Source organism: Ruegeria sp. BB6, from assembly GCF_056539385.1.
Genome location: NZ_JBQFUW010000004.1, coordinates 96,115 through 109,848 on the forward strand (window position 1 = coordinate 96,115; position 13,734 = coordinate 109,848).

The following is a 13,734-nucleotide window of genomic DNA, read 5'->3' on the forward strand; positions in this document are numbered from 1 at the left end:
TCTCTCCGGGCGCAGTCGGCCTTTATCAGGCTCTCCAGTTATTCAGATTTAAGGCTGTTTGGGTCGAATACGCCACCGAACCCACCGTTATTTGACGGCTGCGTTTCGGTGTCCTGACTTTCTTCTTCCTCGTTGCCCAATGTGTTCGGCGCAAACACGTTGCCAAAGCCGCTGTTGTTTGAAGGCTTCGGCGCCGATTGCCCCGCGTCGCCTTGTTCAGCCTCCTCAGCCTCACGCTTTTTGCGCTGTTCCTCGCGCTGCTTACGCAGCTCTTGGATACGCTGTTCGGCTTCTAGACGTTTTTCCTCTTTGACATTGGCGATGCACTGGGCCGGGTTGTACGCGGTCGCAGTGCCGACCACGGTAATCGTGGCAACGGCAAACACGACCAGAAGCACGGCGGCCATATTGCCGGCAAAGAAGCTGGGCAGTTTGATCTTCCCTGCCAGTTCCTCGACCGTGGCATTCTTGCGCGCGGCTGCAACCAGTTCCTGACGCTTCAACTTGGCCTCGTTCAGCAGGGCAAAGAACACGGTCAGCGCCACGATAATGAAGGCCAGTGCCGAGATCGACGGCGTGATGCCATAGCGCACTTTCTGCGCCAGCTCGATCGTCAGTGTCGGATATTCGCCAAAGGTAAAGGTGGTCGTGTTGTAGTTCTCAAACGATGCAAGGAACGCAAGCACAGCCGCCGACGCGATCGCGGGCCGCATGAACGGAAGCAAGATCTTGCGAAATGCCTGCGCGTGCGTTGCACCAAGGTCCAAAGCTGCCTCGGTCAGCGCGATGTCGTATCGCTGTAGCCGCGCCACCAGAACCAGCATGCAATAGCTTGCGATAAAAGTGGACTGACCGATCACAGTCAGGAAAACCCCGTTTGACAATACGCTATCTGCGCCCAGCCCCAGCATCCGATTGATCCGGTCCCAGAATACCAGCGTCGAGATACCCAGAACCACGCCCGGGATCAGGATTGGGGCAATGATGATCGTGTAATACGTCGCACGCAGCTTGGGCCATATCTGGGTCAGCATCAGCGCGCCCGCCAGCCCCATCGCAACCGATAGAACGACCGTTCCCGCACCGATGATCAACGAGTTCTTGATCCCGTTCAGAATACGCTGATCCTGAAACAGATCGCCGAACCACTGAAAGGTCAGACACTCCCACGGAGTCATCCGCGGGAAGGCGGATGAATTGAAGGCCGTAACCGACATGATCACAAGCGGACCAAGCAGGTACAGGAAGAAAAGGGCCAGGTAGACCCAGATGCTTACACGAAGGAAAGAGAGGTTCATTTCCCAATATCCCCCATGTTCACCTTGAACAGGCGCATTATGGCCAGAACGAACAAGATACAGGTCACAAGCAGCACGATCGCGTAGGCGGCACCTTGCGGCCAGTCATTGTTGTCGTTGAACTGCTGATAGATCAGTTGCGTAAACCACAGGCTGGACGGGCCGCCCAGAATCTGCGGCGCGGCAAGGGCACCAGCGGATAGCATGAAGACCATTGTACAGCCCGAACTGATGCCCGGCTTGGCGTAGGGAATAACCACGCGCCAGTGAATCCTCCACCAAGGCGCGCCCAGATCGCGCGCAGCCTCGATCTGGTTGTGATCGAGGCTTTCGATCACGTTGTAGATCGGGAAAATCATCAGCAGGATGTAGGCATATCCAAGACCCGCATAGAGGGCGATGTCGTTGCGGATAAAGTCAAAGGGCGTGTCCCAGATCCCCAGACCCATGAACAGGGTGTTCAGAACTCCGGTCTCGCCAAAGATGATCCGTAACGCGAACGCACGCAGGATTTCGTTGATCCAGTAAGGGATGATCAGCATGATCGCGAAAATGCGAATATGACTACCCTTGGACTGCCCCAGATAGTAGGCGATCGGATAGCAGATGATCAGGTTGAAAATAGTCACGCAGACAGCCGCGAGCAACGTTCTGAAGAACACTCTCAGGTCGACCGAATTGTAGTCCTGAGATCCCCCTTCCGGGCCGTAAATCAGGTATTTGTAGTTCTCGAGCGTATAAACGTCCTTTGGTCCGCCAATTTCCGGCGGCGGCAGGTTCGGACGGAACGAAAAGTCCAACATCGAGAGTTGCGGCAGGATAATCAGGCCGATGGTCCAGAACAGGACCAGCCCCAATATCGCCAGCCCCATCCCGGTGCCGTTGCGATTGAAAAACTCCTTGAGGAATTTGGGCATGTTTCCGACCCTCTTATTCCGCAGCCAGTTCACCCGCCGGGACCAGAACCGCGTTTTGGGTCTCGTATTCCAGCGTGATGTTCTGTCCGGTGTGGTCTTGGAAGGACTGTCCGTGGTTCGGGATCGACACTTTGATCTCTTTGCCGCCTTCACCTTCGGTGAAGATGTTGAACACGTTGCCCTCAAACTCTTCGTGGTTGACCCGCGCCGTCACGAAATGGTTGCCAGATGCGCCTTCGGGTGCGATGGCGAACGCCTCGGGGCGGATGAACATCATCGCCTCATCGCCTTCTTTCACCTTGCCCTGATTGGCGCTGGATATCCGCGCAACCAGATCGCCGGAACGGTTCGTTGCAATCAGTGCTTCCGTCCCCATGATCTGTTTGATCTTGCCCCGGAACACATTGTTTTCACCAACAAATGACGCAGCAAAAGCCGTGTTGGGATCGTTGTAAATCGTCTTGCCGTCAGCGATCTGGTCAATCACTCCGGCCCGCATGACGGCAATATTGTCCGACATGGTCAGAGCCTCACCCTGATCGTGGGTGATATAGATGAATGTGATGCCAACACGCTGCTGAATCTCTCGCAATTCAGTCCGCATGTGCTGGCGCAATTTGAGGTCCAGTGCCGAAAGCGGCTCATCCAGCAACAACACGTCGGGTTCGGCACACAGCGCCCGTGCAATCGCAACGCGTTGACGTTGCCCACCGGACAGTTCGCTTGGCAGCTTGTCGCCCTGACCGGGCAGAGCGATCATGTCCAGCAACTCGTCCGCACGCTTGCGGCGCTGCGTCGCGCTGGAGCCTTTGATCTCCATCGAAAAGGTGATGTTCTCCCAAACTTTCATAAGAGGGAACAACGCGAGGTTTTGAAATATCAGGGCGGTCGGGCGTTTGTTGGGACCGATACCACGCATATCGTTGCCACCGATCAGGACCCTGCCCTCACTTGGGTCCAGAAAACCCGACACAGCGCGCAGGATTGTTGTCTTGCCACATCCCGACGGCCCGAGGAACGAAAAGAAATCGCCCCCGTTGATATTCACATTGGCGTCCCGCACAGCGACAAAGTCACCGAAACGGATCCACAGGTTCTCAAGATCTACACCGACCCCTGCACTCATTTTAGGTATCCCCGTCTGGTGCGTTTGCAAAACGCACCGAAAAAGCATCCGTCACACCTGATCAGTGCGCGGTTTGACTACCCCCCGCCCAGTGGCGGAGGGCTTGAGTTCAACGCGATTAGGCGCTTTTGAACTTGTTGACGAACTCGGTCCGGGTTTCCGCGTACCATGGTGCTTCGGCAGGCCACGGGTTCAGGTTGGCCAGAGAGTCGCCCGGATACGCTTCGGCGAAGTTCTTCTTGTAGGTATCGCCGGAATACTGATCGGCACCCAGAACAGGCGAGTTGTAGCCATGGCTATCAATCGCGACACCAGCCGGTTTCGCCTGGTAAGCAAAGTCGATAAAGGCGTAAACCTGATCGATATTGGCCGCGCCGGTCGGCATTGCCATACCATCAACCCAAGCCATCGCACCTTCGACCGGAGCTTGATAGTGCACCGGCTCACCTGCCGATTTCAGTGCCAGCGGCGGACCATCCCAAGTTTGACCGACCACGACGCCTTCGTTCAGCAGACCGTTTTTCTGGGTATCCGCGTCGTTCCAGATCAGCTTGATCCGGTTCTTGCGCTCGACACACCAGTCGGTGATCTGACCCCAGACTTTACGCATGGTGTCTTCGTCACCATAGGCCGCCCATACAGAACCCGGCTCCATCTCGCCCGCGCGTTCCATATACAGACCCGCACCCAGCATCATGGAGTGTGCGCGGCCCATGGTCTTACCGGCGTTTTCTTCGGACCAGACATCGCCATATGAGGGCGCGTCCCCTTCAGGCAGCCACAGGTCCGTACGGTAAGCAATCCCTTCGGTGCCCCAGATATGCGGCAGCCAGTGAACGCCGCTGTCTGCAAAGTTCCAGGCGTCCGTGCCGATCGCCGCCATCGCCGGGTTCACCAGATCAATCGGCACCTTGTTCATGTCAAAGGGCTGCAACAGTTCCAGCGGCTCCCACTGCAGGGACCGGTTGTTGGTGGGCGAGACAATGTCAAAGCCCTGACCCTTGGTGGCCTTCATCTTGTTGATGATTTCTTCGTTCGACCCGATACCGGTGTAGTTCACCTTGATCCCGGTCAGAGTTTCAAACTCCTCCAGGAAACTGGGCGGCAAGTAGTCAGACCACATCAGAATGTTGATCTCACCCGATGAGGCCAGCGCGCTTTTGCTGTAAAGGGGTGCCGCCAGCGCCGCCGCGCCCGCACCTTTTAGTACCGTCCGGCGGGACAGGTTTTGGTGTTTAGTCATCGTCATAACTCCCGTTGCAAATCCGTTTTTTTGTTTTTGTGGATACAGGCTAGACCTTTGCGATCCGGCTGTCAGTCCAAAAGTGACAGTTGCCAGTTTTCATAAGTCCAGTTTGGAAACGAGAAGCTGCTTATATGCAGTGTAGTGCAATGAAACAAAGGGGCTGATGCTGATTGCCTCAAAAAGCGTAATGCGCCCCAAACAAGGGACGCAACTTGTGTTTGCTGCTTATTTTGGCAGCGGCGCTTCTGTGGGCTGCGTGAAAGGGTATGAACCACGCTCCGACCACAGGTGCGATTCTGTAATCGACGGGGATATCAGGGCTTTTTGCGCATGGATGTGCCATTGTGGAACAGATGCACCTTGTCCGGGCTGGCTGAAAGGGCAACGGTTTTCCCCCGCATGTTGCGCTGAATACCTTGCAACTTGGCAATCACGGAATCGGCCCCTTTGCGGTTCTCGAAATACAGCAAAGTGACCTCTCCCAAGGCTTCAGTGAAGTCCACGACCCCCTGAAAGGCGGCATCCGCGTCGCTCGGAACAAAATCTTCGGGCCGGATACCGACATTCACCTGTTTGCCCTGATCCTCTGCTTCGGTCGCGATACTGCTGGTGATCGTTCCACCGGCTTCCAACTCGACAACGGTCGTCGCACCCGTTTGTACGATGACACCGGGCAGCAGGTTCATCGACGGCGAGCCAATGAACTGCGCGACAAATTCGTTGTCCGGCGTCTCATACAGCTCTAGCGGAGTACCGACCTGAGCAATCCCCTTGTTGGCCAGAACCACAATCCGGCTGGCCAAAGTCATTGCCTCAACCTGATCATGGGTCACGTAGATCATCGTGCTGTCGGGCATCGCCTCTTTCAGACGCGCGATTTCAATCCGCGTGGCCACGCGCAACGCCGCATCAAGATTAGATAGCGGTTCGTCGAACAGATAGACCTTAGGGTCGCGCACGATGGCCCGCCCGATGGCGACCCGCTGACGCTGCCCACCCGACAGCGCCTTGGGCAAACGGTCCAGAAACGGCTCAAGCTGAAGAATACGGGCAGCCCGCTCAACGGCGGCGTTGACCTCGTCGGCAGGTAGTTTGGCAATCTTGAGGGCAAACGTCATATTCTCGCGCACGGTCATGTGGGGATAAAGCGCGTAACTCTGAAACACCATCGCAATACCGCGCTGCGCCGGGGGCACGTCATTCATGACCTGACCCTCGATCTCCAGCGTTCCGCCCGAGATTTTTTCCAGCCCCGCAATCATGCGCAACAAGGTGGACTTGCCACAGCCGGACGGCCCTACGAAAACAATCAGCTCGCCGCGCTCGATGTCGAGGTTGATATCCTTCAAGACATCAATACTGCCGTAGGTCTTTGCGACATCCGTGAGATTGAGTTCCGACATGACCTACCCCTTTTCCCGAACCATCAGACAGAACTGAGCAGCGCCGAGGGTCAGTTCTCCTGACCCGCCGACACTGCCCAACTCCTCCCCGATAACGCGCCAGTTGCCGTCCGGCACGGCGACCTCTGCCGGGTCTGAACCCAGATTGAAGGCACAGAACACCTGCTCACCTTGGTCTTCACGCACAAAGGAAAGAGCCGAGCCGGATTGAACCATCTGAACTTGCGCACCCGACATCAATGCAGAATGCGCGTGGCGCAGCGCAATCGCTTGACGGTAATGGTGCAGCATCGACTTGGGGTCTTGCTCTAACCGGTCCACGGCGCGTTCGGTTTGCGACGAACTGACCGGAAGCCAGGGACGTCCTTTGCTGAATCCAGAGTGTTCGTCCTGCGCTGCCCAAACCATCGGCGTGCGGCACCCGTCGCGGCCTTTGAACTCCGGCCAGAATTCGATGCCGTAGGGGTCTTGCAGGTCTTCAAATGCCACATCCGCCTCGGGCAGGCCCAGTTCCTCGCCTTGATACAGACAGGCCGACCCCCGCAGGCACATCATAAGAACCGCGTGTTGCCGGATGGCCGAGTCGCTTAGCCTCCAGCGTGAGGCGTGGCGCTGCACGTCGTGGTTCGAGAACGCCCAACAGGGCCATGCATCACCGGCCTTTTCCCCCAACTGGTCGAATACCTGTTTAGCGTAAGACGCGGTCAGTGCGCGCTTTTCCAAAAACTCGAAAGCATAGCACATATGCATCCGCTTATCGCCGGATGTGTATTCGCCCATGATTTCAAGCCCGCGTTGTGCGTCGCCGACCTCACCCAGACAGGCGCGGCCGTCATATTCGTCGGTCAACGCGCGCAGGCGCTCAAGGAAAGCGATATTCTCGGATTGGCTCTTGGAGAAAAGGTGATCTTGATGGTTATAGGGGTTCACCATCGGCGCAATCGAGGCGTTGCGTTGGTCCATCGGAAGACCGGGATTATCGCGAAGCTGGGCATCGTGGAAATAGAAGTTGATCGTGTCCAAGCGGAAGCCATCGACGCCCAAATCCAGCCAGAACCGGGCCACGTCCAGCAAGGCGTCCTGCACGTCCGGGCAATGGAAGTTCAAATCCGGCTGTGAGGTCAGGAAGTTGTGCAGGTAATACTGCAACCGCCGCGAGTCCCACTGCCAGGCCGAGCCACCAAAGATCGACAGCCAGTTGTTCGGCGGTGTCCCGTCCGGTTTCGGGTCGGCCCATACGTACCAATCGGATTTGGCGTTCTCGCGGCTCATACGGCTTTCGCTGAACCAAGGATGTTGATCCGAGGTATGCGACAGCACGAGGTCAATCATCACTTTCAGCCCTTGACCATGCGCCTGATCCAGCAGCTCTTTGAAATCCTCCATCGTGCCGAACATCGGATCGACATCGCGGTAGTCGCTGACATCGTACCCGAAATCCTTCATCGGAGACTTGAAAAACGGCGAAATCCAGATCGCATCAACGCCAAGCGAGGCGATATAGCCCAGCCGTTGCGTGATCCCCTTCAAGTCGCCAATTCCGTCGCCATTGCTGTCCTGAAAGCTGCGGGGATAGATCTGGTAGATCACGCCGCCGCGCCACCAGTCGGAGGCTGCTTGGGTTGCTTTTGTTGTGTCTACAGTGTTCTGCACGTTCATCAGACGCCTCTATTTGACGGATCCGGCCAATAGGCCTCGGACCAGGTATTTTTGCATTGCAAAGAAAACGATCAGCGGTACGGCAATCGACACGAAGGCCGCTGTCGCCAGAATTTCCCAGTTGCCGCCCCGTGTGCCCAACAACTCAACAATCCGGTTGGTCATGACGGTGGTCTGACCAGACGCGTCGATCAAAAAGACCTTGGCGACCAGCAGATCGTTCCACGTCCACAGGAACTGGAAGATCGCGAAGGAGGCCAGTGCCGGGAAGCTGAGCGGCAGGATCAGTTTGGTGAAAATCTGAAACTCGGTCGCGCCGTCGACCCGCGCGTTCTCGATCAGATCACGCGGAAGCCCCGCCATGTAGTTGCGCAGCAGGTAGATCGCCAGCGGCATCCCGAACCCGGTATGGGCCATCCAGACGCCCAGATACCCTTTGCCGATCCCGATATTCAGGTGGAATTTCAGAAGCGGGATCAACGCCAACTGCAGCGGAACCACCAGCAACCCAACCACGGCGGCGATTAGCAGGGCGCGGCCCGGGAAGTCCATCCACGCCAGCGCATAGGCTGCAAAGGCCGCCACCAGAATAGGGATGATTGTCGCCGGGATAGTCACGGTCAATGTGTTGAAAAAGGCCCGCCCCATGCTGTCGGTACTGTCTTCGGCCAGCAGGACTTTGTGGTAGTTCGCCAATGTGAACTCGGGCGGCAACTCGGCGGTTACGAACACACGGGCACCACGGCTGCCGGTAAACTCGTCGGGATTCTCCATCCTGTAGTTGCCTTGCGCGTCCACGGTGATCGTTCCACCCCGGCGCATCTCGGCAATCTCACCCGGAACAAACGCATCCACGGCCCGCGAGCTGACGCCCCATTTCGATATCGTGGCCTTGGCGCCCGCATCAAACAAGTTGCCCTCAATCACGTACATCCCATTTTCCTGCACCTGAGTTTCCGGCCCAGCAGACCGCAATGTCAGGTTCTGTTCAGATGGGAACAGCGACCGCCACCAGCCGCTGGTCGCGATCTGGTCCGCCGTTCGGAAGGATGAGATCAACAGCCCTAGCGTCGGCACCACCCAAAGCACGACCAAAAAGACAACTGAGGCATGGACGACCCAGTGCAGAGCCGGTTTGGTTCCTGCAATATCGCTCATGACCTCACTCCATCTCTTTGCGCGCGTTGCGCACGTTCCAGATCAGGATCGGCGTCACCAGCAGCATGATCACCATGGCCGAGGCCGACCCCACGCCCCAGTCATTCGCGCGGAACAGTTTGTCGTACATGTAGTTGGCCAGAACCTGCGTCTCCCACTGGCCATTGGTCATGGCAAAGACGATGTCGAAAACCTTGAGCACGGTGATGGTGATCGTGGTCCAGACGACGAGAATGGTGGTTTTGATCTGCGGGACTTTAATGCGGAAGAAGATCTGGAACGGGTTGGCACCGTCCAGAATGGCCGCTTCGATGGTTTCTTCGGGGATACCGCGAAGGGCAGCAGACAGGATCACCATGGCGAACCCGGTCTGAATCCAGATCAGCACTACCATCAGAAAGAAACTGTTCCAGAACGGGATGGTCAGCCATGTCTGCGGCTCGGTCCCGCCAAAAAACAGATAGAGCGCGTTCAGCATCCCGATCTGGTCCTGCTCGGCCGGGCGGGTATCATAGACCAGCTTCCAAATCACCGACGCACCCACAAAGGAAATCGCCATCGGCATGAAGATCAGCGACTTGGCGATATTGCCCCAACGGATGCGGTCGGTCAGTTGCGCCACCAAAAGACCCAAAGCGGTGGACATCGCAGGCACGATGATCAGCCAGAACATGTTGTTGCGCATGGCTTCCCAGAATTTGGGTTCGTTGGCCATCTGGATGTAGTTTTCCAGACCCACCCATTCATAGCCCCCACCGGGCACACGATCCGTAAGGGACAGGCGCAGCGTTTCGACCACCGGGTAGGCCAAATACAGACCCAACGCAGCCAGCGCCGGGAACAGGAACAACCAGGGTCGGATCACGTTGGCGCGGTTGATATTGCGCCCAGCATTCGGACCCCGCGCCGGAAACAGCACTTTGTCCAGAAACTGGTTGGAGAGGTAGAAATAGCCCACGCAACCTGACACGCCGATGGCGATGGTCAGCAGGCCCTGTAATGCCGGATGCATGCCGCGTCTCCCTTGCGACGATGGGGTGGGGCAACCCGGACGTGCGGGTTGCCCGATCAGGAACGCTTAGTCCAGCGCGTCCCAGGAGGATTGGATTTCGTCGGCAACCTCTTGCGCCGATGCTCCGCCTGCGTAATCGACCATGCCGGTCCAGAACGTGCCTGCGCCGACACCGCCGGGCATCAGGTCAGACCCGTCAAAACGGAAGGTCGTCGCACCCAGAAGAATGTCGTTCATCTTCTTCAGCGTCGGATCCGAGAACAGCGAGGTATCGACACCCTTGTGCGGCGTCAGGAAGCCGGTCAACTGCATCCAAGTCTCATGCGCCTCGGGCGTTTGCAGATACTCGATCAGAGCGTGCGCGCCGGGGCTGTCATTGGTAATGGCCCACAGAGTTCCGGCACCCAAAACCGGGCTGCCGAGGTCCTTGCCTTCATAGGCGGGGAAATAGAAGAAATCGGCATCCTCACCCACGACCGTACCTTCAGGGAAAAACGCCGGGATAAAGGACGCCTGACGGTGCATGTAGCATTGCGGAGGTGAGCTGAACATTCCCTTCGGGCTGTCGCGGAAGTCGGTTGTGGCAACCGCCCCTGCGCCACCGGCGACGTAGTCATCATTACGGGCAAACGCGCCGAATTCCTCGATCGCCGCGATGACTTTGGGGTCGTTGAACTTCATCTCGTTGGCGACCCATGCGTCATAATCCTCGGGCGACTGCGTACGCAGCATCATGTCCTCGACCCAGTCTGTCGCGGGCCAACCGGTCGCGCCACCCGAGCCCAGACCGATACACCAAGGCGTCTCACCATCCGCCACAATCTGGTCGGTCAGCGCCTTGAGCTCCTCCATGGTGGTCGGCACTTCATAGCCGGCATCTTCAAAATTCTCGGGCACGTACCAAACCAGCGATTTTACATCGACCTTGTAGAAAAAGCCGTACAGATTTTCCGCCCCGTCAGGACCGCCATATGTGCCAAGGTCAACCCATGACTGCCCCGCGGCATAGTTGTCGCGAATCCAGTCACCCGTGCCATCGGCAAGCGGCGTAAGGAAGCCGGACTTAGCCATATCCGCCGCCAAACCCGGTTGCGGGAATACGGCAACGTTCGGCGCTGAACCCGCCTCGGCATCAATACGGATTTGCTGTTCAAAACTGTCTGACCCGACATAGGCGTACTCATGCCCGGTAGCTGCGGCAAAGCCATCCAGCACCTTTTCGACATTTTCCTGATCCGGCCCCAACCAAGGGCCGAACACGGTAACCTTGTCCGCCTGCGCAGCGCCCGACATCAGGGCGAACGTGGCCGCACCTGCGTAAAGCGAGTGTTTCATGAATTCTCCTCCCGTATCATCTCTCGCTCTGGAATCACGAATTTCAAAGCGCTTTGGATACCGGGCTTTATCCGCTAACATTCAGGTTCTGTCAATATTTGGTTTGCCTGACCTCAACTATGTTAATATTTTCTGCCTATAGGTTGAAACCTGTTGACGCACAGGCAAATTCCCCACAATACAGGTGACAGTGCAAATTTGAAGGCGCTTTGAAGCGAATATGAACCTAAAGCAGCTCTCAGAAATTCTTGGTTTGTCTCAGACGACGGTCAGCCGCGCTCTGAACGGCTATCCCGAGGTGAACGAGGACACGCGCGTGCGTGTGCAAGCTGCTGCCGCGAAACATGGCTATCGGCCAAACAGCCGCGCGAAAGGGCTGGCCACGGGGCGATCCATGGTCATTGGGCATGTGATTCCCAGTTCCTCACAGCATGAGATGGTGAACCCCATTTTCGGCGATTTCGTCGCCGGGGCCGCACGAAAATACGCGGAACATGGCTATGACATGATGTTCACGAATGCCGACGATACCTCGATCGAGCGCGCATACCGCGACCTGTTCCAACGCGGCGCAGTCGACGGGGTTGTCCTGCAGGGGCCGAAGGTCAACGAACCTCGTATCCGCGTACTATCCCGCATGGGGGTTCCATTCATCGTTCATGGCCGCGCGACTGGAATTGATGAGCCTTACGACTGGATCGACGTAAACAACAAAAGCTCATTCCAAAGGGCCACCAAATTCCTGATCGACCTTGGGCATCGTCGCATCGCACTGATCAACGGGTTAGAGGATATGGACTTTGCCCAACGCCGTCGCGCCGGGTATCTGGAGGCTCTGCGCGAGGCCGGGATAGCCTGCGATCCGTCACTTATGCGCAGTGCCGAGATGACCGAGGTTTATGGCCATCACGAAACGCGTGCCATGCTTGAGATGGATGATCCGCCAACGGCCATATTGATCTCCTCCATGATCTCGGCGATTGGTGTGCGGCGCGCCTTGAATGATGCGGGATTGAAGATGGGGCGAGATGTATCCGTTATCGCTCATGACGACGATCTGTCTTATCTGAAAAACGGACAGGACGTGCCAATCTTTACCGCTACGCGCTCATCCGTCCGACAGGCTGGCGAAATAGCAGCCGAGATGTTGATCGAACGGATCAAGTCGCCTGACGACCCGGTTAAAACAAGATTGCTGGAGGCCGAGCTGGTAGTTGGCGGCTCAACCGGCCCCGCCCCTGACAGGTTCAAATCATGAAATACTCGCGCTCTGACTTTCCCGAAGATTTCCTTTTTGGCGTTGCAACCTCTGCTTATCAGATCGAAGGCCACGCACAGGGCGGCGCGGGACAAACCCACTGGGATACGTTCGCCGCCACACCCGGCAACGTGGTGCGCAATGAAAACGGTGACCGCGCCTGTGATCATTTGAACCGCTTCGGCGAAGACTTTGATCTTGTGCGTGACGCAGGATTTGACAGCTATCGGTTTTCCACCAGTTGGGCGCGTGTTCTGCCTGAAGGGCGCGGTCCAGTTAAACAGGAAGGGCTGGACTACTACGACCGCCTTGCCGACGCATTATTGGAGCGTGGAATACGCCCCTGCGCCACCCTTTATCACTGGGAGCTACCCTCACCTCTGGCCGATCTGGGCGGCTGGAGAAATCGGGACATCGCCAACTGGTTTGCCGACTTTACCGAGGTCATCATGGGTCGCATCGGTGACCGCATGTTCAGTGTCGCGCCGATCAACGAACCTTGGTGTGTGAGCTGGCTCAGCCATTTTGACGGCCACCACGCCCCCGGTTTGCGCGACATTCGCGCCACGGCGCGCGCGATGCATCACGTTTTACTTGCGCATGGACGGGCGATTGAGGCGATGCGCGGTCTGGGCATGTCCAACTTGGGCGCGGTGTTCAATCTGGAATGGGCAGAACCTGCGGATGACAGCGCCGAGGCACGCCGCGCCGCTGATCTTTATGATGGTATCTACAATCGGTTCTTTCTTGGCGGCGTGTTCAACAAAGCCTACCCGGAAAACGTTCTGAACGGGCTAGAACCTTTCCTTCCCACGGGTTGGCAGAACGATTTTGATACGATTGGCACTCCGGTCGACTGGTGTGGCTTGAATTACTACACCCGCAAGCTGATCGCCCCAGCAGATACCGCTTGGCCCAGCTTAAAAGAAGTCTCCGGGCCTCTGCCAAAAACCCAGATGGGTTGGGAGGTCGAACCCAGCGCCCTGACTCGGTTCCTGACCCGCACAATGCGCGACCACACTGGCGATCTTCCGATCTATGTCACGGAAAACGGCATGGCCAGCCCGGAACGCCAACAAGACGACGACCGGATCGACTACTTGAACCAACACCTTTCGGCTGTGCGCGACGCAGTGGACCAAGGCGTGCCGGTCAAGGGATATTTCATCTGGTCCCTGCTGGATAATTACGAATGGGCCTTGGGATACGAGAAACGCTTTGGCCTTGTGGATGTCGACTTTGACACAATGGAGCGCACGCCCAAAGCGTCTTACAACGCGGTGAAATCTGCGCTGAAGGGCAGTACGATTTCGCTGCCATTG

10 protein-coding genes and 1 pseudogene are annotated in these 13,734 nt (G+C 57.1%); 2 read left to right on the top strand and 9 right to left on the bottom strand.

What is annotated here, in order from left to right:
• Positions 1-38: 38 nt before the first annotated feature.
• The 9 genes from ACR0B7_RS11165 to ACR0B7_RS11205 all read right to left on the bottom strand — a co-directional run bounded on the left by ACR0B7_RS11165 (position 39) and on the right by ACR0B7_RS11205 (position 11,154).
• Entirely contained in the window at positions 39-1,298 is a 1,260-nt protein-coding gene (locus ACR0B7_RS11165) for an ABC transporter permease subunit (RefSeq protein WP_170415981.1), read from the bottom strand.
• Positions 1,295-2,215: an ABC transporter permease gene (locus tag ACR0B7_RS11170; protein WP_170389216.1), complete on the bottom strand. Its 921-nt coding sequence runs from the start codon at positions 2,213-2,215 to the stop codon at positions 1,295-1,297. The genes ACR0B7_RS11165 and ACR0B7_RS11170 overlap by 4 nt, the downstream gene beginning before the upstream one ends.
• Before the next feature lie 13 nt (positions 2,216-2,228).
• Positions 2,229-3,341 carry an ABC transporter ATP-binding protein gene (locus ACR0B7_RS11175; protein WP_170415983.1) on the bottom strand — a complete coding sequence of 371 codons (1,113 nt, stop codon included), beginning with the start codon at positions 3,339-3,341 and terminating at the stop codon, positions 2,229-2,231.
• A 118-nt stretch (positions 3,342-3,459) separates the two neighbouring features.
• Positions 3,460-4,584 (bottom strand): extracellular solute-binding protein, encoded by a 1,125-nt coding sequence (locus tag ACR0B7_RS11180; RefSeq protein WP_170389218.1) that lies wholly within the window; start codon positions 4,582-4,584, stop codon positions 3,460-3,462.
• A gap of 317 nt (positions 4,585-4,901) precedes the next feature.
• Entirely contained in the window at positions 4,902-5,990 is a 1,089-nt protein-coding gene (locus ACR0B7_RS11185; protein WP_170485897.1) for a sn-glycerol-3-phosphate ABC transporter ATP-binding protein UgpC, read from the bottom strand.
• 3 nt (positions 5,991-5,993) lie between these two features.
• Positions 5,994-7,649: an alpha-glucosidase gene (locus tag ACR0B7_RS11190; protein WP_170415988.1), complete on the bottom strand. Its 1,656-nt coding sequence runs from the start codon at positions 7,647-7,649 to the stop codon at positions 5,994-5,996.
• Between the two features lie 9 nt (positions 7,650-7,658).
• Positions 7,659-8,807, bottom strand: a complete 1,149-nt coding sequence (locus tag ACR0B7_RS11195) for a carbohydrate ABC transporter permease (RefSeq protein WP_170415990.1) — start codon at positions 8,805-8,807, stop codon at positions 7,659-7,661.
• A 4-nt stretch (positions 8,808-8,811) separates the two neighbouring features.
• Positions 8,812-9,819, bottom strand: coding sequence for a carbohydrate ABC transporter permease (locus ACR0B7_RS11200; protein WP_170415992.1), 1,008 nt, complete (start codon positions 9,817-9,819; stop codon positions 8,812-8,814).
• 66 nt (positions 9,820-9,885) lie between these two features.
• Entirely contained in the window at positions 9,886-11,154 is a 1,269-nt protein-coding gene (locus ACR0B7_RS11205; protein ID WP_170415994.1) for an ABC transporter substrate-binding protein, read from the bottom strand.
• Positions 11,155-11,374: 220 nt separating this feature from the next.
• Between ACR0B7_RS11205 and ACR0B7_RS11210 the strand changes: the two genes are divergently transcribed.
• Together ACR0B7_RS11210 and ACR0B7_RS11215 are read left to right on the top strand one after the other, a co-directional pair.
• Entirely contained in the window at positions 11,375-12,412 is a 1,038-nt protein-coding gene (locus tag ACR0B7_RS11210) for a substrate-binding domain-containing protein (RefSeq protein WP_170415996.1), read from the top strand.
• Positions 12,409-13,710: pseudogene (locus ACR0B7_RS11215) on the top strand (GH1 family beta-glucosidase); the annotation flags it as partial. The gene ACR0B7_RS11210 and the pseudogene ACR0B7_RS11215, both read left to right, overlap by 4 nt.
• Between the last annotated feature and the right edge of the window lie 24 nt (positions 13,711-13,734).

What these genes read in the sequence shown, in the direction of transcription:
- ACR0B7_RS11165 (WP_170415981.1), bottom strand. Translation starts at nt 1,298, where the DNA reads ATGAACCTCTCTTTCCTTCGTGTAAGCATCTGGGTCTACCTGGCCCTT.
- ACR0B7_RS11180 (WP_170389218.1), bottom strand. Translation starts at nt 4,584, where the DNA reads ATGACTAAACACCAAAACCTGTCCCGCCGGACGGTACTAAAAGGTGCG.
- ACR0B7_RS11195 (WP_170415990.1), bottom strand. Translation starts at nt 8,807, where the DNA reads ATGAGCGATATTGCAGGAACCAAACCGGCTCTGCACTGGGTCGTCCAT.
- ACR0B7_RS11200 (WP_170415992.1), bottom strand. Translation starts at nt 9,819, where the DNA reads ATGCATCCGGCATTACAGGGCCTGCTGACCATCGCCATCGGCGTGTCA.
- ACR0B7_RS11210 (WP_170415996.1), top strand. Translation starts at nt 11,375, where the DNA reads ATGAACCTAAAGCAGCTCTCAGAAATTCTTGGTTTGTCTCAGACGACG.
- ACR0B7_RS11205 (WP_170415994.1), bottom strand. Translation starts at nt 11,154, where the DNA reads ATGAAACACTCGCTTTACGCAGGTGCGGCCACGTTCGCCCTGATGTCG.
- ACR0B7_RS11170 (WP_170389216.1), bottom strand. Translation starts at nt 2,215, where the DNA reads ATGCCCAAATTCCTCAAGGAGTTTTTCAATCGCAACGGCACCGGGATG.
- ACR0B7_RS11190 (WP_170415988.1), bottom strand. Translation starts at nt 7,649, where the DNA reads ATGAACGTGCAGAACACTGTAGACACAACAAAAGCAACCCAAGCAGCC.
- ACR0B7_RS11185 (WP_170485897.1), bottom strand. Translation starts at nt 5,990, where the DNA reads ATGTCGGAACTCAATCTCACGGATGTCGCAAAGACCTACGGCAGTATT.
- ACR0B7_RS11175 (WP_170415983.1), bottom strand. Translation starts at nt 3,341, where the DNA reads ATGAGTGCAGGGGTCGGTGTAGATCTTGAGAACCTGTGGATCCGTTTC.